This window comes from Micromonospora sp. NBC_01405 (assembly GCF_045040155.1).
Taxonomy (GTDB): Bacteria; Actinomycetota; Actinomycetes; order Mycobacteriales; family Micromonosporaceae; genus Micromonospora.
The window spans coordinates 2,775,577-2,797,242 of the sequence record NZ_CP109532.1 but is presented as its reverse complement, the minus strand read 5'-3'; the positions used below and the strand labels follow the sequence as shown (position 1 = coordinate 2,797,242).

The window sequence follows — 21,666 nt, the reverse complement described above, 5'->3', positions numbered from 1 at the left end:
ACGTGGAACAAGTCCTGATCGTCGGTCACGGGTACGCCGGACGCCGGTTCCGGGCAGCGCTGTGCCACCTCCGGCGGGAAGGTCTGCCGGTGGAGGTCGTGGGCGTCGTCGACCCCCGTCCCGACCAGCTCCCCGACGACCTGCCGGGGTACCCGGACCTCGCCACGGCCCTGCGGGAACTGCGTCCGACCGTGGTCTGCGTGACCGTGAACGAGGCTGACCACGCCACCGTTTTCCGGGCCCTCGGGCACCTCGACCGGGTCCTGGTGCTCGCCGAGAAACCCCTGGTCGCCGACCCGCGTGACGAGCAGTCCGTCGTCGCGGCGCTGGGCCACCACCAGTTCTCGATGAACCTCGTGGAACGGTTCAGCCCGATGGTCACCCGCTGTCGGGAATGGATGCGGGCCGAGGGACCCTGGACGGTCACCCGTACCGAGGCGTTCTGGGGCAAGCACCGCATCGGCGACTCCCGCCCCACCATGGGCGTCCTCTCCGAACTGATCCACGCGCTGGATCTCCTCGGTCACCTGTTCGGGGCCGACAACCCCGAGATCATCCGGTCGAACGGGGTACTCAGCGACGTCAGCCCGCACGCGACGGACGTCCTCGACAGCCTCGACGTGATCGCCCGCCACGGCGACGCCCCGATGCTGCTGCACACCTCGTACGCCTGGCCCACCCGGATGCGGCTGGTCACGGCCCTGCTGTGGTCGGAACACCGCGGAACCCACCGGATCGAGCTCGAATTCGACAACCCGCACTGGGACTGCGACCGCCTGGAGATCAAGTCCATCACCCCGGACGGGCGGTGGACCACGGTGCTGCGGGATTCGACCGACGTGTCGTCCCTGCCGGCCGAGATCCGGGGGGTGGGCAAGGTGATCGAGTTCGTGCGGGCCTCGCTGGACGGGTGGTGGCACGGGACCGGCAGCGACGCCCTGGTCGACCTGGCCGCCGCGGAACGGTTGCAGGGCATCCTCACCCGGATCGGCGACTCCGCCGAGGACGGCCTGCTGGAAGCCCGTTACGGAAGGGTGTGACCTGAGAATGCGCCAGCACGGTCGGCCGAGCCTGCTCGTGGAGTCGTTCGTCGCGTCCGCCACCGCGGACCCGGAAGCCGTCGCGGTGGTGGTCGGCGACCGGCGTACCCGCTACCGCGAGCTGCTCGCCGACGTGCTCGACCTCGCCGCCCGCCTGCGCGACCACGGCGTCGGGGCGGAGACCCCGGTCGGTGTGTCGGCGGTACGGGACGCCGGCTTCGTGGTCGGCGCGCTGGCCGCGCTGGCGGCGGGCGGGTGTTACGTCCCGCTGGACCCCACGCACCCGGCGGACCGGCTGGCCGCACTGGCCCGGCGGGCCGGTGTGCGGGTCGGGGTCGGCGCCGCCTCGGCGCTACCGTTCCTCGACGTCGTGCTGCCACCCTCGACGCCGGACGGTCCCCGCCGTGCCGACCCGCCTCGGGTCATGGCGGCGGATGCGCTGGCGTACCAGCTCTTCACCTCGGGATCCTCCGGAGAGCCGAAGATCGTGCCGATCGAGCAGCGGTCGGTGAGCGCCCTGCTCGACGGGTTCGACACGGTGGCCCCGCCGGTCGGCCGGACCGTCTCGCTGTCCGTCTGCCCGTTCTCGTTCGACGTCTCCGTGTGGGAGTTGTTCCTCCCGCTGACCGTCGGCGGCACGGTCGTCATCGCCGACACGGGCGTCGGGGGGGATCCGGAGGCACTGCTCCGGCTGATCCGCGAGCACGGCATCACCACCGTCTACCTGCCGCCGTTCAGCCTGGAACCGGTCGCCGACGAACTGGCCGCGGACGGTGCGCCACTGCCGGTGCACCGGATCCTGACCGGGGTCGAGCCCATCCCGCAGCGCACCCTGCAACGCCTCGCCGACCTGCTCCCCGCAGCGGTGATCGTCAACGGCTACGGCCCGACCGAGGCGACCATCTGTGCCACGTTCCACGTCTTCGGCGGCGCGGACGACCCGGACCGGCGTACCCCCATCGGGCTGCCCGTGCCGGGGTGGGAGGTGAAGGTGGTGGACGGGGAGCGGGAGCCGGTGCCCGTCGGGGTCGTCGGCGAGATCGTCGTCAGCGGCGCCGGACTCGCCCGTGGCTACCTCAACGACGACCACCTCACCACCCAACGCTTCTACCACGACCCCACCGGCACCCGCTGGTACCGCACCGGCGACCTCGGCCGCTGGCTACCCACCGGCACCCTCGAATACCTCGGCCGCCACGACAACCAACTCAAAATCCGCGGCTTCCGCATCGAACCCGGCGAAATCGAAGCCACCCTCACCCGCCACCCACACATCCGCGCCGCAGCCGTCATCGCCCCCACCACCCCCACCGGCCGCCGCCTCATCGCCTACATCGAAACCACCACCCCCACCGACCCGACCACCATCCGCCACTGGCTCGCCACCCACCTACCCGACTACATGCTCCCCGCCCGCATCCTGCCCATACCCACCCTCCCCACCACCGCCAACGGCAAGATCGACCGCACCGCCCTCCACCACCTCGACCACACCCCCACCCCCACCACACCCCGAACCACCACCCCCACCACCCCCCTCCAACGCCGCCTCACCGACCTCTGGCGCGACACCCTCGAACTCGACCACATCGACATCCACGACAACTTCTTCGACCTCGGCGGCGACTCCCGCCTGGCGATGGTTCTGGTGGGCCGGATCCGGCAGGCGTACGGCCGGGCCGTGACCGGAGGCGGCCTGCTGGCCCGGCGCTCCATCGCCGAACAGGCGGCCCTGATCGAGCAGGCGGTGCCGGCCGGACCGGCGGTGCCGGCCGGGCCGGGGATTCCGGGCGGGCCGGCCGACGGCACCGGTCGGTCGGACGCCACGCCGGGCGCTCCCTTCGTCGCCCCGCTCTCGTACGGCCAGGAGGGGCTGTGGACGTGGCAGTTGCTGCACCCGGGAAACCGTGCCTTCGTCCTGCCGGTGGCGCTGCGGATCAGTGGCGGCCCGGAAACGGCGCGGCTGGCCACGCACCTGTCCCGGGCGCTCGGCACGCACGAGGCGTTCACGGTGGAGATCGGTGACGACACCGGGCGGACCGAGCTGCGCCGCACCGATCAGCCCTGCCGGGTCGACGTCCACGAGCCGGTGGTCGCCACGGACCGTGTCGAGGAGTACCTGCACCAGACCTTCCAGCTCCTGGCCGGTCGGATCGTCGCCGAGGGGGGCCGGCTCTGGCGCGCGGTGGTGGCCCGCACCGACGACGCCGACCAACTCGTCCTGATCGCGGTGCACCACCTGCTGGTCGACGGGGCGTCGGTCAGGATCATCGTCGACAGTCTGCGAAACGAGCTGGCCGGCACCCCGGCACCCGCCTCGCCCGGCATGCTGGCCTTCGCCGCCGGGCAGCGCCGGACCGCGCCCGCGACCTGGGACGCCGAACGCGCCTACTGGCAACGGGAACTCGCACCCCCACCGGAGGCGCTGGACCTGCCGCTGGACCGACCGCGCCCGGCCCGGAGCGGCGAGTCGGGACGCAGCGTCACCGTCACGCTCGAACCCACCGTCTCGGCGGCGGTCGCGGCCCTCGCCAGCCGGCACAGGACCTCCCCGTTCGCCGTGCTCCTCACCGCCCTGGCCGCGGTCGCCCACCGGTACAGCGGGCAGCACGACTTCGCCGTCTCCGTGCCCACCGCGGTGGACCGCTCCAACCCGGACCTCGCCGACACCGTCGGTTACCTCGTGAACCTCCTCCCGATCCGGTTCGCCGTCTCGGCCACGACCACGCTGGACGAACTGGTCGCGGTCACCACGGACCGGCTGTCGGGAGCCGTGGCGCATGCCGCTCTGCCGTTCGAGGAGATCCTCGCCGCCGTGGCAGGGGGCCGGTCGGACAACGCCGACCGGCTCACCCGCATGGTGGTGGCCCAGGAGATGCCGACCGGCCTGCCCGCCTCTGCCGACGGGTGCGTGCTCGACGAACTCCCGTTCGATCCGGGGGTGGCCAAGTACGAGCTGGGCGTCTTCGTGACCGAGCGATCCGGGACGATCCGGTTGCGCTGGGAGTTCGCGACCGACGTCCTGGAGGCCGCGACCGTCCGGCGGCTCAGCACGTCACTGGGGCTGCTGCTGACGTCCTCGCTCGCGGCGCGGCAGGAGCCGATCAGCCGGATCAGCCTGCTGACCGACGACGACCGCGCCTTCCTGGAGCAGGTCAACCAGACCGCGTCGGACTACCCGGCGGACGCCGGACTGATCGAGCTCTTCGACGAGCAGGTGGCGCTGCGCCCGGACGCTCCGGCCGTGCGGGACATGCGTACGGTCACCTACCAGGAGTTGCACGACCGGTCCGTCGGGATCGCCGCGCGGTTGGTCGCCGCCGGCGTCCAACCCGGACAGCCGGTGCTCGTCCTGGTCGGCCGTTCCCCGGAGTTCCTGTCCGCGCTACTCGGTGTGCTGCGCGCCGGAGGCGCCTACGTGCCCCTCGACGCCCGCAGCCCGGCGGACCGGGTGGCGGTGATCCGGGATTCGACCGGCGCGGCGCACGCGGTCGTCACCGCCGAGATGGCACACCTGGTACCCGGGGACGTGGTCCGGGTCGACCCCGGCGACGCGACTGCGGCGACGCCACCTCCGGGCTTCCCGGCGCGCGGCCCGCAGTCGACGGCGTACGTCATGTACACCTCCGGCTCCACCGGCAGCCCCAAGGGCGTGGAGATTGTCGACCGGTCGGTGGTACGGCTGGTCCGGAAGCAGAACTTCGCCACCTTCGGGCCGTCCGACGTCTTCGTACTCGCCTCGAACCTGGCGTTCGACGCCGCCACCCTGGAGATCTGGGGCGCCCTGCTCAACGGGGGCAGCATCGCGGTACCCAGCGACGCGACCGTCGCCGACCAGCGGGAACTAGCCGGTTTCATCGCCCGCACCGGCGTCACCGCCGGCTTCTTCAACGTCTCGGTGTTCCGGATGATGCTGGAGGCCGACCCGTACGCGCTGCGCGGCATGCACACCATCCTGGTCGGCGGCGAGGCGGTGCCGGGCCCGCTGATGGCCGAGGCCGCGCGGTTCCTCGACCACCGGAACCTGCTCAACGGCTACGGACCGACGGAGAACACCACCTTCTCCTGCTGCCACCGCCTACTGGAGCCGCCGGCGCCGGACCGGCCCGTGCCGATCGGCCGCCCGCTGGCCAACTCCGGAGCGCTGGTGGTGGACGGGGAGCGGGAGCCGGTGCCCGTCGGGGTCGTCGGCGAGATCGTCGTCAGCGGCGCCGGACTCGCCCGTGGCTACCTCAACGACGACCACCTCACCACCCAACGCTTCTACCACGACCCCACCGGCACCCGCTGGTACCGCACCGGCGACCTCGGCCGCTGGCTACCCACCGGCACCCTCGAATACCTCGGCCGCCACGACAACCAACTCAAAATCCGCGGCTTCCGCATCGAACCCGGCGAAATCGAAGCCACCCTCACCCGCCACCCACACATCCGCGCCGCAGCCGTCATCGCCCCCACCACCCCCACCGGCCGCCGCCTCATCGCCTACATCGAAACCACCACCCCCACCGACCCGACCACCATCCGCCACTGGCTCGCCACCCACCTACCCGACTACATGCTCCCCGCCCGCATCCTGCCCATACCCACCCTCCCCACCACCGCCAACGGCAAGATCGACCGCACCGCCCTCCACCACCTCGACCACACCCCCACCCCCACCACACCCCGAACCACCACCCCCACCACCCCCCTCCAACGCCGCCTCACCGACCTCTGGCGCGACACCCTCGAACTCGACCACATCGACATCCACGACAACTTCTTCGACCTCGGCGGCGACTCCCGGAGCCTCTCCGTCCTGGCCGCCCGGATCCGGGCGGAGTTCGACGCGGACGTGCGGGTCCTCGACCTGATGACGCACCCGACCATCGCATCGCTCAGTCGACGGCTGAGCAGCGATCAACCGGACGACGACCGCCTGAGCGCGGTCGCGGAACAACGCGCCAAACGGCGAGAGCGGAGACGGAACCCATGAGCGCCCGAGAGGCAGTCGCAGACGACGACCGGATCGCCATCGTCGGGATGGCGGGCCGCTTCCCGGGCGCCGACGACGTGGACGCGCTGTGGGAACTCAGCGTGCGTGGCGGGTCCGGCGTCCGGCGGGTGTCCGGCCGGGACGGACTCGTGCCGTACCGGGGCGTGGTCGACGGTGCCGACCGGTTCGACGCCACCTTCTTCGGCGTCCCCGCGCACGAGGCGCAGATGACCGATCCGCAGCAGCGGATGCTGCTGGAGGTCGCCCAGCACGCCTTTGACGACGCGTCGATCGACCCGACCAGGGCCGCCGGGGCGGTGGCGGTGTACGCCGCGTGCGCACCCACCGCCACCACCGCCCCGGCCGACTCCGTGTCGGGCACCTACGAGTGGGTGCTGGCCACCTCGGCGGACTTCGCCGCCACCCGGCTCTCCTACCGGCTGGGTCTGCGCGGCGAGAGCATGACGGTCCAGACCGGCTGCTCGTCGTCGCTGGTGGCCGTGCACCTGGGGGTGCAGGCCCTGCTGTCCGGGCAGGCGGACGTCGTCCTCGCCGGCGGGGTGTCCTTCCCGGGCGACCAGGAGTCCGGTTATCCGACCGAGGAGGGCATGATCGCCTCCCCGTCGGGGCGGTGCCGCCCGTTCGACGCGGACGCGGACGGCACCGTACCGGGTGGCGGCGCCGCCCTGGTCGTCCTCAAGCGACTCACCGACGCCGAACACGACGGCGACCGGGTGCACGGCGTGATCCTGGGTTCGGGGACCAACAACGACGGCTCCACCAAGGTCGGCTTCATGGCCCCGTCCCCCACCGGCCAGGCCGAGGCGATCGCCACCGCCCACGCGGTCGCGGGAGTGGATGCCGGATCCATCGGCTATGTGGAGACGCACGGGACGGGTACCCAGCTCGGCGACGAGGTGGAGATCGAGGGGCTGCGCCGCGCCTTCAAACTCGATCCGGACCGGCCCGGACCGTGCCGCCTCGGCTCGCTCAAGGCGAACTGCGGGCACCTGGACCGGGCGGCGGGCGTGGCGGGCCTGGTCCGCGCCGTGCTGGCCCTCAAGCACCGCACCATCCCGCCGATGGCCGGCTTCGAGCGGGCCGATCCGGCTCTCGACCTCGACGGTGCCGGCTTCGAGGTGCCGTCCGCGCCGGTCAGGTGGGAGACGGACGGTACGCCCCGCCGGGCCGGGGTGAGCAGCTTCGGCGTGGGCGGAACGAACGTGCACGTCGTACTGGAGGAGGCCCCGGATCGGCAGCCGGCCCCGTCGGCGCCCGCAGGCGACGTGCTCCTGCCGCTGAGCGGCCATGTGTCCGCGGTCGTCGCACACCAGGCAACCGGGCTGGCCGGCTGGCTGGCCGCACGGCCCGGATCCGACCTGGGGCAGGTGGGACGGGCACTCAGCCTGGACCGGCGGGCCCGGGAACACCGGTCCTGGGTGGTGGCCGGTTCACCCGCGCAGGCGGCCGGGGCACTCACCGCGACACCCGGGCCGGTGGTCGCCGCCGCCACCCCCACGGTCGTGTTCGCCTTTCCCGGCCAGGGCGAGCCCGTCGTGGACGGCATGGCGGAGCTCTATCGCACCGAACCAGTCTTCCGCGCGGCACTCGACGAGTGCGCCGAGGTGATCCGGGACCTGGCCGGCTTCGACATCCGCGCCGACCTGTACGGGCAGCACGACCGCGCCGAGTTGGCCCGGTGGTACGAGGACATGTCGCGGTTCCAGCCGGCGCAGTTCGCCGTGGAGTGGGCGACGGTCGAGTTGTGGCGTTCGTGGGGGGTGTCCGCCGACGCCGTGATCGGTCACAGCCTCGGCGAGATCGTGGCGGCCGTGTATGCCGGCGTGCTGAGCCTCGCCGACGGCCTGGCCTTCGTGGTCGAACGCAGCCGACGGATGGAGGAGGCGCCGCTCGGCGAGACGATCAGCGTCGCGCTGCCCGTACGGGACGTCGAGGAACGTCTCACCGGGGACCTGACCGTGGCGGCGGTCAACGGCCACGAGCTGACCGCGGTGACCGGACCGGTACCCCAGGTGGCCGCACTCAAGGCCGAGCTGATCCGGTCGGAGGTGTTTTTCCGGCCGCTGAACATCCGCCGGTCGCCGCACGGCCCCGCGATGCGGGAGCCGGCCCGGTTGCTGCGTAGCTACCTCTCCTCGTTCGCGCTGGCCCCGCCCGCCGTCCGGATCGTGAGCAACGTGACCGGCGACTGGATCGGCGACCGGATCGCCACGCCCGACTACTGGGCCACCCAGCTCTGTTCGCCGGTCCGCTTCACCGAGCAACTCTCCCGGGTCGCCGAACTCGACGACGTCGTCGTGCTCGTGGTGGGCCCCGGCACCGGTCTCGGTCGCATGATCTCGCACGAGCTGGCGGGGCGGGTCCGTGCCGTCGTCACCTCGGGCCGGGGTGCCGACGATCCGGGCGGCGACCGCCGGGCAGTCCTCGTCGCCGCGGGGGAGCTGTGGTCGCACGGCGTCGCGGTGGACCTCGCCCGGCTGGCCCAACCATCCCGGTACGCGACGGCGCTCCCGCCGACCTGTTTCGACCACGGTCGACGGTGGCCGGTGGGGCAGCCGGCCCGCCGGGAGCGCAGCGCCCCGGCGGGCCGACTGTCGGACCCGGGTGCCTGGTTGTACGAGCCGGAGCGGACTCTGTTGAGTCGGCCTGCGGCACCGGCGGCGCCGTTGACCATCGCCTGGCACGGCGCGCCGGGCGCGCAGCACGACGCGTTCCTGCGGGCTGCCGTGTCCCGTGGGCACACGCTGGTACCGCTCGACCACGTCACGTCCGCCCCACCGAGTGAGGGCCCACGGGACGTGCTGTGGTGGCTCGGGAACGACCCGCACGACCTGCTCCGCCGGGCGGCGGCATTGGCCGACCTGCTCGGCCGGCAGGCGACCGGTACCCGGGTGTGGCTGGTGACCGGCGACGACGAAAGCGGTTCCGGCCTCTCCGCGAGGAACCTCGCCCACGCCGTGGCGCGGGTGCTGCCGCAGGAGAACGTCGGGTGTGCCTGGACCGCTGTGACGCTCAGTGCCCCCACGCAGGGGCACGAGCTCGACCTGGCGGCCGGTCACCTGATCGACGCCTTGGCCGCCGGCACCGACGGCACCGTGCTCACCGTGGACACCACGGGCGTACGACAGCTCGGCTTCCGCCGGTCCTGGCCGCACTGGCGGGCCCGCCCGCTGCGGGAATCCGGCTGCTACGTGATCACCGGCGGGCTGGGGCCGGTGGGTCGCGCCATGGCGCTGGCCCTGGCCCGGGAGGTGCCGGCCACGGTCGTGGTGCTGGGCCGCCGGGCCGGGAGTGCGGTCCACGACGAGGTGACCGCCCTGACGGCGCGGCTGCGGGAGGCGGGTTCGGGCCTGGAGTACCGGTCGGTCGACGTGACGGACGCCGCCGCGGTCGTCGCCTGTCTCGCCGACCTGCGGTCCCGGTTCGGACGGATCGACGGCGTGGTGCACGCCGCAGGCTTCACCGACCGGGCGGCGTTCCCGCTGGCGGCGGACGCCGCACCGGAGCTGGTCGAGGTCGTCGCAGCCGCCAAGATGGACGGCGCGCAGGCGATCCACGACGCCCTCGCCCCGGACGATGCGGACTTCGTACTGCTCTGCTCCAGCCTCTCCGTGGTCCTCGGCGGGGTGCGGTTCGGTCCGTACGTCGCGGCGAACGACGCGCTGGACGAGTTCGCCGAGCGGCGGCACGCGGCCGGCGACGATCGCTGGGTCAGCGTCGGATGGGACGCGTGGACCGACGGCGACGACGCCGTGCCGGACCCGGTTGGCCCGGCCCGGTACGCGCTGACCGCCCGGGACGGTCACGAGGTGTTCCGGCGGTTGCTGTCCGTAGGCGGTCCCGTGGTCTGGGTGTCCACCGGTGACCTGGATGCCCGATTGGTCGAGGTCGCCGACCAGGTCGGCATGGGCCCTCAGCCGGCGGCGCCGGACAGCGCCGTCACCACGGCCGACCCGGGTGGCCTGGTTCGGGCGGTCCTGACCGAACTGCTCGGCGCGGTACCGCCCGACCACGACCGCGACCTGCGACTGGACGGGCTGGAGTCGCTGGCCATCCTGCAGATCGTCACCCGGCTCCGGGACCGGACCGGGGTCCGGATCGCGCTCGCCGATGCGCTCCGCTCGCTGAGCGTGACCGGGCTGGAGGCGCTCGTCAGCCGCGTCGTGTCCGCCCCGGACCGGGCGTCCGGCTTCCTGATCACGCCCACGCCCACGGCTGCCGATCACCCCACGTCGAGTACCCAGCGCCGCTGGCTGGAACTGCTGCCCGAGGGGTACGGCGGTCTCGACCTCGCCGTCGAGGTCGAGTGCGGGTACCCGGCCGAGCAGCTCGTCCGGGCGGTGGAACGGACGATCGACCGCCACAGCGGGCTACGTACCGTCTTCCACCGCCGGGGCGACACCTGGCGCCAGTCGGTGACCCAGGGTCAGCCCGTGAAGCTCGTGGACCTGTCGGCCTTCACCGAGGCCGAGCAGCGGGCCGAGATCAGCCGGCTCGTCCAGACCGCCGGGGACAGCTGGTTCGACTTCGGCCGGACCCCACCGTTCGAGGTCACCATCGCCCGCCTCGCCGAGGGACGACGCCACGCGATGCTGATCCATGCCCACCATGTCCTCTTCGACGGCTGGTCGTCGAGCATCTTCCTGCGGGACGTGGCGGAGGAGTTGGGCTCGGAGCCCGGGAGAGCGCCCCTTCAGTACGTGGACTACGCCGCCGCGCAGTGGGACTACCTGCACAGCCCGGCGCTGCTGGCCGCCCGGTCGTACTGGCGGGAGCACTTCGCCGGGGCGCCGGCGCCGACCCGGGTGCCGGGCGACGTCGGTAGCGGGCCGGGCGACGCCGGTGACGGGACGGCCGACGACCGGGGCGAGCTGCTCACCTTCACCCTCGGCGAGGCGACGTCTGCTGCGCTGCGGGACCGGTCCGCCGCACTGGGCACCACACCCTTCGGTCTCATGATGACCGCGTACGCGGTCCTGGTGCACCGGCTGACCGGGGACGGCGACCTGGTGCTCGGCACCACTGCGGCGGGCCGCCCCAGCGCCGAGGCTGAGGAGATCGTCGGCGTGTTCGTCAACCCGCTGCCGCTGCGGGTGCAGATCGATTCCGGGGTCAAGGTCGGGGATCTGGTGAGCCGGGTGCACCACAGCCTGGTCGGGTTCCACGACCACGGCAACTATCCCCTGGAGGACCTGGTCACGGCCGTTCCACCCTTCATCGGGCTGGGATTGAACGACACGTTCCAGTGCTATCTTCTCTACCAGAACTACTGGCGGCCCCAGGCGGGCGCAGTACAGTACCAGCCGATGCAGCTCGACACGCCGTATCATCACAAGGTGATGCGTGACTGGGAGATCGTTCTTGCGGAGGGAGAGGCTGGGCTGACCGGCGAACTGTGGTACCGGACCAGCCGCTACTCCGCTTCCTGGGCAGAAAAGTGTGCCGCTTCCTTCCGGAATCTTCTCGGCCGGTTCGCGACTGACGCAGAAATCTTCCGCAGCCCCGTGGGGGCACTGCTCGACCAGTAGAAGAGATAAAGGAGTAGTTCCGTGTCCGGTCCGATGACCGCGGATCAACTACGATCAGCGTTCCTCCAGTACTTCGTCGAACGCGGCCACACCCGGGTGTCATCCGCGGGCCTGATCCCGGCCCACCCGGCCGCGCCGCTGTTCACGAACGCCGGAATGGTGCAGTTCCTTCCGTACTTCTTCGGCGAGGAGGCCGCGCCGTACCGGCTGGCCACGTCCTCGCAGAAGTGCGTCCGGGTACGCGGTAAGCACGATGACATCGAGGCCATCGGCCGGACCACCCGCCACCTGACCTTCTTCGAGATGCTCGGCAATTTCAGCTTCGGGGACTACTTCAAGGAAGGCGCGATCTCCCACGCCTGGCACTTCCTGACGGAGGTGCTGGGCATGCCCGCCGACCGGCTGTGGGCCACGGTGCACCACAGCGACGACGAGGCGGCGCAGCTCTGGCGGGACGTCGTGGGCCTGCCCGCCGACCGGATCCACCGGCTGGGCGAGGACAACTTCTGGGAGATGGGCAGTACGGGCCCGTGCGGGCCGTCCTCCGAGATCTTCTTCGACAAGGGCCCGGAGTGGGGGCACGAGGGCGGGCCGGCGCACGGCGGCGAGGAACGCTACGTCGAGATCTGGAACCTCGTCTTCATGGAGTTCAACCGGCCGGAGAGCGGCGAACTCGAACCCCTGCCCCAGCGGAACATCGACACCGGGGCCGGCATGGAGCGGATCCTGCCGATCATCCAGGGCACGAACTCGGTTTTCGAGACCGACGTGCTGCGGCGCCTGATCGGCGACGCCGAGCAGCTCTGTGGCGCGACGTACGGGTCGGACGCGGAGCGTGACGTCAGCCTCCGCATCGTGGCGGACCACTCCCGCGCCATCTCGTTCCTGATCGCCGACGGCGTCGTGCCCTCCAACGAGGAGCGCGGGTACGTGCTGCGCCGGATCATCCGGCGGGCCGCCCTGCACGCCCAGCGGGTTGGCGCCCGTCGGGGGGTACTGGCGGAGATGGCCGGCCGCGTCGCCCAGGTCATGCACTCGGGGTACCCCGATCTGACCGAGGTGATCGACCAGGTGCAGAGCACCCTGGAGCGGGAGGAGCACCGGTTCCGGGAGACCCTCTCGCTGGGGCTCGGGATGCTGGACAGCGCGGTTCCCGCGGGGTCGACGACCATCCCCGGCGAGGTCGCCTTCAAGCTGCACGACACCTACGGTTTCCCGATCGACCTGACCCGCGAGATCGCCCGGGAGCGGGGACTGGGCGTCGACGACGCCGGGTTCGAGGCCGCGATGACGCAGCAGCGCACCCACGCCCGCGCCGATGCGAAGGCCGGTGCGGTCGACAACGGTGCGGCCAACGCCAAGGTGGTCCGGGACGAGTACGGCGTGACCGACTTCCTCGGGTACGAGACGCTCACCAGCGAGGCGAAGGTGACCGGGGTCTTTCCCCACCCCGAGCCGGGTCGGGTGGAGGTGTACGTCGCCGCGTCCCCCTTCTACCCGGAGGGTGGCGGCCAGATCGGCGACACCGGAACGATCACCGGTCCCCGTGGGCACGGCCGGGTGCTCGACACCGACGCGCCGCTGCCGAACGTCATCCGCCACCACGTGGAGGTGGAGCAGGGCACCTTCGGTGTCGGCGAGACCGTCGCCCTGGCGGTCGACGCCGATCGGCGTGCCTCGCTGCGGCGCAGCCACACGGGTACCCACCTGCTGCACTGGGCCCTGCGCAAGGTGCTCGGTACGCAGGCCCGCCAGCAGGGCTCACTGGTCGCACCCGACTACCTCCGGTTCGACTTCAACCACCACTCCCCCCTCACCGACGAGCAGCTCAGCGAGGCGGAGAACCTGGTCGCGGAGCAGATCCGCAGCAACGGCGGGGTCGAGATCAAGCACTCCTCCCAGGCGGAGGCGAAGGCTGCCGGGGCGATCTCGTTCTTCGGCGAGAAGTACGGCGAGGTGGTGCGGGTGATCCGCGCCGGAGAGCACTCGATGGAGCTCTGCGGCGGCACCCACGTCTCCGCCCTGGGTGAGATCAGCGAACTGGTGGTGACGTCGGAGTCCTCCGTCGGCGCCAACCTGCGCCGCATCGAGGCGTTCACCGGTGCCCGGGCGTTCGAGGAGAACCGTCGCCAGCGCCAGCTGCTGAAGGCGGCGGCCGGCGCGGTCCGCACCACGCCCGACCAACTGCCCGCGGCGATCGGGCGGTTGCAGGAGGCGCAGAAGGCCGGGGAGCGGGAACGCCGTCAGCTGACCACGCAGATCGACCGGTACCTGGCCAGGGACCTGGCCCGGGAGGCGGACGACGGGCTGGTCGTCGCCCGCTGCGACGGCCGCGACCAGGGGCAGCTCAAGAGCCTCGCGCTGGCCGTGCTGAACGAGCCGGGCATCTCGGCGGTGGGTCTCATCGGATCAGCGGACGGCAGTTCGGTCGCGCTCGCGGTCGCGGTCGACGACCGGATCGGCGACGCCCCCTCCTTCGTCCGGGCGGCGGCAAAGCTGGTCGGTGGGGGCGGCGGTGGGCGGGACCGCCGCATCGCCGTCGCCGGGGGACGCGACCCGAGCCGTATCGACGAGGCGCTCAAGGCGCTGCGTGAGGCACTCGCCTCGGCCTGATCGGCCAGGTGCACGCGGGGCGGGCTGCTCGACGGCCCGCCCCGTTCCGTCCTGGCAGGAGCCGGGCCGGGCCGTACGGTCACAGCCGCTCGACGTTGGGTGCCGCCGGCACCCGGTGCACCGTGTCGAGCACGAGCCGGCACTGCTGCCAGTCGATGGTGCCGTCGAGTGCCTCGTGCGGCGTCACCAGCACCACGCAGTCGTACTCGTCGAATGGAAGCTTCCGCACGTCGAGCGAGCTCAGGACGGTGCCGTCGATGTCGAGTTCGGCAACCCACGGGTCGCAGTAGTCCACTGTGGATCCGTCGGCGAGCAGTCGGCCGATGATGCTCAGGGCCGGTGCGTTACGCAGGTCGGGCACATTCGGCTTGTACGCCACACCGAGTACCAGCACCCTGCTGGTCTCGATCGGGGTACCCACCCGCGCCAGCATCTCCGCCACGCGGACGGCGACCTTTAGCGGACGGGCGCTGGCCTGGCGGTGCGCGGCCTCGATGATCGGCATCGGCACGGCCTGCCGCCCCGCCTCGGTGATGAGGAAGAGCGGGTCGACCGGGATGCACTCGCCCCCGATCCCGGGCCCCGGCCAGTGCGGCAGGTACCCGAAGGGCTTGGTGGCGGCGGCGCGGATCACCTCGTCCACCGGGACACCGAGCTTGTGGCAGAGGTCGGAGATCTCGTTCGAGAAGCTGATGTTGACCAGCCGGGCGCTGTTCTCCAGGAGCTTGCTCATCTCCGCGACCGTCGCGTCGGACAGCTCGGTGACCTCCATGGAGATCGACATCAGCACGGTCGCGGCCCGACGGGTGCAGGCCGCGCTGACGCCACCGACCACCCGGGGGGTGTTGGTGATCGTCCAGCCGTCCCGGTTGGCCGGGTTGACCCGCTCGGGCGCGCACGCCACGAAGAGGTCCCGCCCCAGGGTGAGCCCGGTCTCGGCGGACAACCGCTGCGCCCAGCGCCGGGTGGTTCCCGGTGGCACCGTCGACTGGAGCACGACCACCGTGCCCGGTCCGATCATCGGCGCCAGTGAGGCGAAGGCGCTGTCCACGAAGGTGAGGTCGGGCTGCTCGTCGGTGGTGACCGGGGTGGGGACGGACACCATCACCACGTCCGCCGAGCCCACATCGCGGGCGTCGAGGGCGAGGTGGAGGCGGTCGGCGACGGCGCGGAGCTGCTCGTCGCTGATGTCCGGCAGGTACGACCTGCCCCGACGGAGCTGCTGCACCTTGACGTCGTCGATGTCCACGCCGTGCACCGTGAAGCCGGTGGCAGCGAAGGCATGCGCGAGCGGTAGACCGGTGTAGCCGAGGCCAACCACCGCGATGGTCAGGTCGCGGTCAAGGGCCCGCTGGTGAAAGGCCCCCTCGTCGCTGTAACTGGTCGAATTCGTCGGTTCCGTGACAACGTTCATATCTTCTCGCCCTCATACGCACCCTGCGCGCCTCCGGCGCCCGCGGGCGGTTCTGCTGTCGCCCGGGTTCTCCGTTCCGGCGGATGTCTAGCGGCCGGCGGTCATCTCATCCCGGTGGTGCTCCGTCCGGGGGCGCTCGACCACGGTGCAGGCTCCGGCGATGGCGGCGGGTGTGCCCTGGTCGAGGAACTGCCGTGCGGGCACCTTGAGGCTGTGGGCGTGGCGCAGCAGTGCGATCGCCTGGACCACGAGCAACGAGTGCCCGCCCAGCTTGAAGAAGTTGTCATCCGGGCCGACCTTCTTCCCGAGAACCTCTTCGAAGACATCGGTCACGGCCGCCAGGTTGCTGTCGTCAGCGGACATCTTTCCCCCCACGGATGTGGTCGTCGTACCCGGTCTCTTCCCCGTCCCGGTAGATGACGCCCCGCTCCGAGTCGAGGACCAGCCGGTCGCCGTAGGGGAGTACCCATGCCGGGTCGTAGTGCCCGCAGTCTCCGCCGACGAAGATCGGGAAGTCCGTACCGCCGAGGTGCCGGTCGACGAACCCCGCGATCAGGGCCAACCACTCCTCGTAGTCGACCCATGGGTTGTCCCCAATCAGCATCCCGTTCAACGTGCGGAAATCAATCAGCTTCGCCAGCTGTTCGAGGCGCTCGTGGACGTACGACAGCTCCGGCTTGAGGGAGTCCCACCACAGCACACAACCGGTGGGGTCCAGCAGCTCCGCCTCGACCAGCCTCGGGAGGACGCTCAACTCCGCGCCGAGCAGGGGGCCACTGCCCACCCCCGGACGGAGCCAGTCGTGGTGGCCGGATCGGGGGCGTTCCAGCGGAGTCTCGTCCTGGGCCAGCATCCGCCAGTTCCGGCCGCCCATCGTCCGGGAGGCCGACACCTGGTACGTGACCGGATCGCCGGCCATCAGGACCTGCCGGAACGAGTTGAGGGTCTCCCCGGGGACGGCCAGCTCCCCGAACTGGAAGACGTAGGTCACGCCGACGAAGGAGGAGACCCGGGCCCGGTTCTCCAGGAAGGCGCTGAGCACGATGTTGTCCGAGCGCCCGATCAGCGGCTTGGGGTTGTCGGCGAACACCGACGGGGAGAGGTGGGGCAACAGCTCGGCCGAGGTGGAACCCCCGGCGGCACAGAGCACGGCGGCGACCTCCGGGTCGGCGAAGGCGCCGTGCAGGTCGTCCGCGCGCATCTGCGGGGTGCCGGCCGACCAGCCGTCGTCCGAGACCTCGAAGCAGTTCGGGGAGAAGTCGACCCGCAGGCCCAACCCCTCCAGCGCGGCCCTGGCCCGCTCGGCCCGGACGGTGGCGAAGGCCATGGAGGGCAACGCGGGACTGATGATCCGCACCAGCGAGCCGGGGGCCAGCGGGGCCGGTCGCAGGATGTCCAGTGTCCGCTCCGTCATCGATTCGTCTCCTACAGATGAAACCGGTCGGTGGTCACAGCCGGCGTGCCGAGCACCCGGTACCTCTCACCGGCGAGCCGGACCGCGCCTGGGCCGGCGGTTCTCTGCCTTCACGGCGCCTCCTCCATCGCCCCGGACCCGGGCGACCCGGCCGGCGCGAAGCCGAGGACCGCGCCGTAGAAGGCGAGTTCGGTGCGGGCGACCGTACGGATCGTCTCGGCCAGCCGGAACCCGTGCTGCTCACCGGGAAACTCGACGTACTGGTACGGGACGCCCCGGTGTCGCAGCGCCTCGGCCAGTCGGGCCGTCTGGTCCGGCGGCACCACCCGGTCCTCGGCGCCCTGGAAGAGCAACAGCGGCACCCTGAGCCGGTCCAGGTTGAACAGCGGCGAGCGCTCCCGGAACCGGTCGACGTCCCGGGGCAGGCTGCCGATGAGGAACTCCAGGTATGACGACTCGAACTTGTGGGTGCCCGCGGCTATCGAGGTGGCGTCCGCCACCCCGTAGTAGGACACCCCGACCGCGAAGAGGTCACCGAAGGTGGCCGCGCAGAGCGCGGTGAAGCCACCCGAACTCGCTCCCTTGACGATCAGCCGGTCCGGGTCGGCCAACCCCGACTTCACCAGCCGGCGGGCCGCGTGCTCGCAGTCGGCGACATCGACGACGCCCCAGCGGCCGCGCAGTGCCTCCCGGTACCGGCGTCCGTGGCCGGAGCTGCCCCGGTAGTCGACGTCCGCCAGGGCGAAGCCGCGGCTGGTCCAGAACTGCACGGCGTAGTTCAGTGCCGGGGATGCCGAGAATGTCGGTCCGCCGTGACAGAGGACGATCAGCGGGGGCAGTTCCCCGGGCGGTGCGGTGAAATCGCCGTTGCGCGGCGGGTAGTACAACATCCGTGCCGTGGCGCCGTCCGTCGATTCGTACTCGAGGTAGCGCGGCGTCGACAGGTACTCAGGTCCGACCAGCGTACGGCGGCTGCTCCGCAACACACGGTGTTGCCTGCCGCCGGTGAGATCGAGTTCCACGACCGCACTCACCTGGTCCGCCGAACCACACACCGCGACCGCGCGACTCCCGGCGACACACAGATCGGTGAAGGAGGTGAAGCCCGTATCTATCGGAACGAACCGCTCCCCGTCCGGTTCCGACAGGCCCAACTGACCACTGTTGTCCCTGGTCCACACCGCGACCAGGGTGCCGTCGGCGAGAAAGCCGTAGGGACGCTCCCCGAAGTACCACGACGGTTCCGCGAACTCCGCGTCCAGACCGCCGATTCGGTACCCCCGCACGCCGTCGTCGCGGTAGACGTTCCAGAAGCCGGACCGGTCGGACACGTAGTACAGCGTGCCGTCCGGGGCGTAGCCGGGGTGGACGACCGACTCCGTCCGGCTGCCGGCCACGAGTCGCGTCCCGACCAGGTCACCTGACGGGCCGAGAGTGCCTTCCCACAGCTCGGTGCCGTCCCACGGCATGTTCGGGTGGTCCCAGGTGAGCCAGGTGAGCCGGGACCCGTCGGGTGAGAACCGGGGCCCCGTCACGAAGTCGTGCCCGCCGCAGAGCGGCACCGGGTCGGCTGCGCCCGAGGTGGGCACCGCGACGATGTCGTGTCGTACGCCCTCGTCGGTGTGCCGTTCCCGGATGCAGACCACTCGGCTCTCGTCCGGGCTGAGGGTGAGATCACCGAAGCGCACCCGACGGTCGGCAACCGCGGGGGTTATCGGCCGGACGGACCCGTCTTCCCGGTCCATCCGGTAGATCCGCTGGTCGTCGCCGTTGACGAAGAAGATGTGCCGCGACGACCCGGCGTAGGCGAGCCCGCCGTACTCGTAGACGAGGCTGCGGACGCTGAACCCCGAGGTGGTCAGGTCCGTGGGCGGCCCGTCCCCGACCTGCTGGACCAGCACGTAGCGGCCACCTTCGGCCGGCCGCAGCTCGACCCAGAGAACGGCTGGTCCGACGACCAGCGGACAGCTCGGCACCACCCGGTCCTCGGCCAGCAGGTCCTCGCTGACAGGGGACTTCCAGGATCCGTACGGTGCCGTGGTGGCGACCGACCTCACCAGTGGAACCCGTCGAGAAGCTCCACGATCTCCGGGTCGCCGCTCGCGCGGAGCTCGTCGGTGAGCGCCGAGGACACCGGCACACCACGGGTGATCTCGCTCTTGAGCCAGGACGGCGAGTAGCCGAACAGGATCAGCCGGCGTCGCCCACAGGTCTCGGCGGTCGGCTCGGTACGGTGCCACAGGTTGCCGTGCATCAGGATGCAGTCGCCCGGCTCGAAGTAGAGCTTCTGCTGACCGGGCTGGTCCGAGGAGTCGTTGGGCAGCTTCAGGGTCGTCTGCTGGTGGCTTCCGGGCAGCACACAGAGCGCGCCCTCGTCGGCGCCGACCCGGTCGAGGTAGATGAGGCCGTGCACCTGGTGGGGGTACACGAAGTACGGCGGCATCGGATCGGGGACCACCCGCAGGTGGATGTGCCAGTTGACCCCGGCGTTGGCCACGCCCTCGAAGGCCATCCGGGCCTCCACGCCGAAGGCGACCTGGGGACCGAGCAGGTAGCGCGCCACGGAGAGGGTCGGCTGGTAGCGGATCAGCCGGTGGAAGACCTCGTCCTTGTCCAGCAGGGCGCGGATGTACAGCCCGTTGTTCGGCAACCGCTCCGCAGTCGGGTGGCTGATCTCCTCGGCCGCGATCCGGTCCAGGGCCGCCCCGAACTCCGCGATCCACTCCTTCGGGACCAGCCCTCGGCGTAGCAGATAGCCGTCCTTCTGGAACCCGGCCAGCTCGTCCTGGGTGGCCTCGACCCGCACGGAACGAACGGGGTAACCATTATTCCGGTCATTGATGTTGTACTCGACTTCAAAGCCTCCACCGGCAGACGTCTTGCCATTTGCCACCATGTGGTAAACCCCTAGTCCAATTTGATGTTACGCAACGCATAAATAGAGGTTACGTTACGCAACCAACGGTCAAAGCCGGTAGCGGCGAGGTCGGGAATCCTGTTGAATCGAAGATACATCGATACAGCGTGGAGCCATCAAAGCACATGTGGCGAGTTTGCGGAACCCCGGCCAGGGGGGCCGATACGGCTCCGACCGGGCGCAGGTCCAAGCCCGGACGACGGTTGCAGAACGAATCGCAAACAGTGCGCTCTGCGATCGCGTTATTGCGCCGATACAGATTGTGGACCGATCCGTGGGGAAGCATCTACGCCCTTTACCAAACAGAACGCACTCATCGAGCAACGTGCGCGGATAACGCCCGGGGATCGCCCTGCCGCCAGGCGGCCGGCCACCGGTCTGCCCGCACCAGCTCACGGGCGCTCCCTGGGACCTGTGACACGTCCCCCCTCGGGCCGGTGCCCGGGGTAACCGCCGCAGTGCCAGACTGATCGCCGCGGAACGATCCGAGGACACGGGAGGCGGCGTGCGCTGGCGCAGTTTCGTGGCGGTGGGGGACAGCTTCACCGAGGGCATGGACGACGCGTACCCGGACGGCTCCTACCGCGGCTGGGCGGACCTGGTGGCCACCCGGCTGGCGGCCGGGGCCGGCCCCGACTTCCGGTACGCGAACCTGGCGATCCGGGGCCGGCTCTTCCCCAACGTCGTGGCCGAACAGGTGCCGGCTGCGCTGGCGATGAAGTCCGACCTGATCAGCTTCGCGGCCGGCGGCAACGACGTGCTGCGCCGCACCTTCGACCCGGACGCCCTGGCGGCCCGCTTCGACGACGTGGTCGGCCGACTGCGCTCGGGCGGCGCGGACGTGGTGCTGTTCCGGTTCGCCGACGTGATGGCCCGGCTGCCCGGCCAGCGCCTGGTCGCCCCCCGGGTCCAACTGCTCAACCAGGCGGTCGGGGCGACCGCCGAGCGGCACGGCGCGATCCTGGTCGACCTGTACGCCGACGACACCTTCCTCAACCCGATGCTCTGGAGCACCGACCGGCTGCACCTGTCGGCGGCCGGGCACCGGCGGGTCGCCGCGCAGGTGTTGACCGCGCTCGGGGTCGGCTGCGACGAGGAGTGGCTCATGGTCCCGCCGCACCCCGCGCCGACGCCCTGGCTGGCCGCCCGCGCCGCCGACCTCCGTTGGGCGGGCCGGCACCTGGCCCCGTGGATCAAGCGCCGGCTGACCGGCCGGTCGTCCGGGGACACGGTCACCGCGAAGCGGCCCCGACTCGGCCCGTTCGCCGACTGACGTGCCCACCCTGCACGCCGCGCGGCTGCTGCGGCACACCCTCGACGATCCGCCGGGGCCCGGCGGGGCCGTGCTGGTGGCCGGGAGCCGGATCGAGGCGGTCGCGCCGCTGGACGAGCTGCTCGCGGCGTACCCCGGGGTGCGGGTGCGGCGGTGGGCCGGGACGCTCGGTCCGGCGCTGGTGCACGACGGGCCGCTGCCGGCCGCCCCCACCCCGCGCGAGCGGGTGCACGCGCTGTTCCGCTCCGGGGCGGCGGCGGTCCCGGCCGCGCACCTCACCGACCCGGGCCTGCGGGCGGCGGCGGTCCGCGGCGACGTCGCGATCCTCGATCGGCTACGGCCGCCCGCGCTTGTCGTCGGCGGACGGGCCGACCTGGCCGTCTTCGCCGACGACGGAACCTGCCTCGCCACGGTGGTGGCCGGCCGACTGGTGTATCGCCGGGCCTGACCGTCCTCGGCCCGCGTGGC

At 71.5% G+C, this 21,666-nt stretch carries 11 protein-coding genes; 6 read left to right on the top strand and 5 right to left on the bottom strand.

What is annotated here, in order from left to right; genetic code table 11:
• Positions 1 to 2 precede the first annotated feature (2 nt).
• Genes OG559_RS11635 through alaS form a run of 4 tightly spaced genes read left to right on the top strand, consistent with a single transcriptional unit; the run spans position 3 to position 14,180 of the window.
• Positions 3 to 1,040 carry a Gfo/Idh/MocA family oxidoreductase gene (locus OG559_RS11635; protein ID WP_405115066.1) on the top strand — a complete coding sequence of 346 codons (1,038 nt, stop codon included), beginning with the start codon at positions 3 to 5 and terminating at the stop codon, positions 1,038 to 1,040.
• A 7-nt stretch (positions 1,041 to 1,047) separates the two neighbouring features.
• Positions 1,048 to 6,018 (top strand): amino acid adenylation domain-containing protein, encoded by a 4,971-nt coding sequence (locus OG559_RS11630; protein WP_405115064.1) that lies wholly within the window; start codon positions 1,048 to 1,050, stop codon positions 6,016 to 6,018.
• Positions 6,015 to 11,567, top strand: coding sequence for an SDR family NAD(P)-dependent oxidoreductase (locus OG559_RS11625; RefSeq protein WP_405115062.1), 5,553 nt, complete (start codon positions 6,015 to 6,017; stop codon positions 11,565 to 11,567). The genes OG559_RS11630 and OG559_RS11625 overlap by 4 nt, the downstream gene beginning before the upstream one ends.
• A 21-nt stretch (positions 11,568 to 11,588) precedes the next feature.
• A complete protein-coding gene (alaS, locus tag OG559_RS11620) occupies positions 11,589 to 14,180 on the top strand; it encodes an alanine--tRNA ligase (protein ID WP_405115060.1) in 2,592 nt (863 codons plus the stop codon).
• A 79-nt stretch (positions 14,181 to 14,259) separates the two neighbouring features.
• Here alaS and OG559_RS11615 read toward each other — a convergent pair whose 3' ends face one another.
• The 5 genes from OG559_RS11615 to OG559_RS11595 all read right to left on the bottom strand — a co-directional run bounded on the left by OG559_RS11615 (position 14,260) and on the right by OG559_RS11595 (position 19,814).
• Positions 14,260 to 15,594: a nucleotide sugar dehydrogenase gene (locus tag OG559_RS11615; protein ID WP_405115058.1), complete on the bottom strand. Its 1,335-nt coding sequence runs from the start codon at positions 15,592 to 15,594 to the stop codon at positions 14,260 to 14,262.
• 87 nt (positions 15,595 to 15,681) lie between these two features.
• Positions 15,682 to 15,957: a phosphopantetheine-binding protein gene (locus tag OG559_RS11610; protein ID WP_405115056.1), complete on the bottom strand. Its 276-nt coding sequence runs from the start codon at positions 15,955 to 15,957 to the stop codon at positions 15,682 to 15,684.
• Positions 15,947 to 17,008 carry an LD-carboxypeptidase gene (locus OG559_RS11605; protein ID WP_405115054.1) on the bottom strand — a complete coding sequence of 354 codons (1,062 nt, stop codon included), beginning with the start codon at positions 17,006 to 17,008 and terminating at the stop codon, positions 15,947 to 15,949. The genes OG559_RS11610 and OG559_RS11605 overlap by 11 nt, the downstream gene beginning before the upstream one ends.
• Before the next feature lie 110 nt (positions 17,009 to 17,118).
• Positions 17,119 to 19,065, bottom strand: a complete 1,947-nt coding sequence (locus OG559_RS11600) for a prolyl oligopeptidase family serine peptidase (RefSeq protein ID WP_405115052.1) — start codon at positions 19,063 to 19,065, stop codon at positions 17,119 to 17,121.
• The gene (locus OG559_RS11595; RefSeq protein WP_396671806.1) at positions 19,062 to 19,814 is read right to left on the bottom strand and encodes a phytanoyl-CoA dioxygenase family protein; all 753 of its coding nucleotides are present in this window, start codon (positions 19,812 to 19,814) and stop codon (positions 19,062 to 19,064) included. The genes OG559_RS11600 and OG559_RS11595 overlap by 4 nt, the downstream gene beginning before the upstream one ends.
• A 616-nt stretch (positions 19,815 to 20,430) precedes the next feature.
• On the opposite strand from OG559_RS11595, the gene OG559_RS11590 reads away from it, so the two are divergent.
• Positions 20,431 to 21,198, top strand: a complete 768-nt coding sequence (locus tag OG559_RS11590) for an SGNH/GDSL hydrolase family protein (RefSeq protein WP_405115050.1) — start codon at positions 20,431 to 20,433, stop codon at positions 21,196 to 21,198.
• A gap of 1 nt (position 21,199) precedes the next feature.
• Positions 21,200 to 21,646, top strand: a complete 447-nt coding sequence (locus OG559_RS11585) for an imidazolonepropionase-like domain-containing protein (protein WP_405115048.1) — start codon at positions 21,200 to 21,202, stop codon at positions 21,644 to 21,646.
• The last annotated feature ends 20 nt before the right edge of the window (positions 21,647 to 21,666 follow it).

What these genes read in the sequence shown, in the direction of transcription:
- OG559_RS11625 (WP_405115062.1), top strand. Translation starts at nt 6,015, where the DNA reads ATGAGCGCCCGAGAGGCAGTCGCAGACGACGACCGGATCGCCATCGTC.
- OG559_RS11610 (WP_405115056.1), bottom strand. Translation starts at nt 15,957, where the DNA reads ATGTCCGCTGACGACAGCAACCTGGCGGCCGTGACCGATGTCTTCGAA.
- OG559_RS11630 (WP_405115064.1), top strand. Translation starts at nt 1,048, where the DNA reads ATGCGCCAGCACGGTCGGCCGAGCCTGCTCGTGGAGTCGTTCGTCGCG.
- OG559_RS11605 (WP_405115054.1), bottom strand. Translation starts at nt 17,008, where the DNA reads ATGACGGAGCGGACACTGGACATCCTGCGACCGGCCCCGCTGGCCCCC.
- OG559_RS11615 (WP_405115058.1), bottom strand. Translation starts at nt 15,594, where the DNA reads ATGAACGTTGTCACGGAACCGACGAATTCGACCAGTTACAGCGACGAG.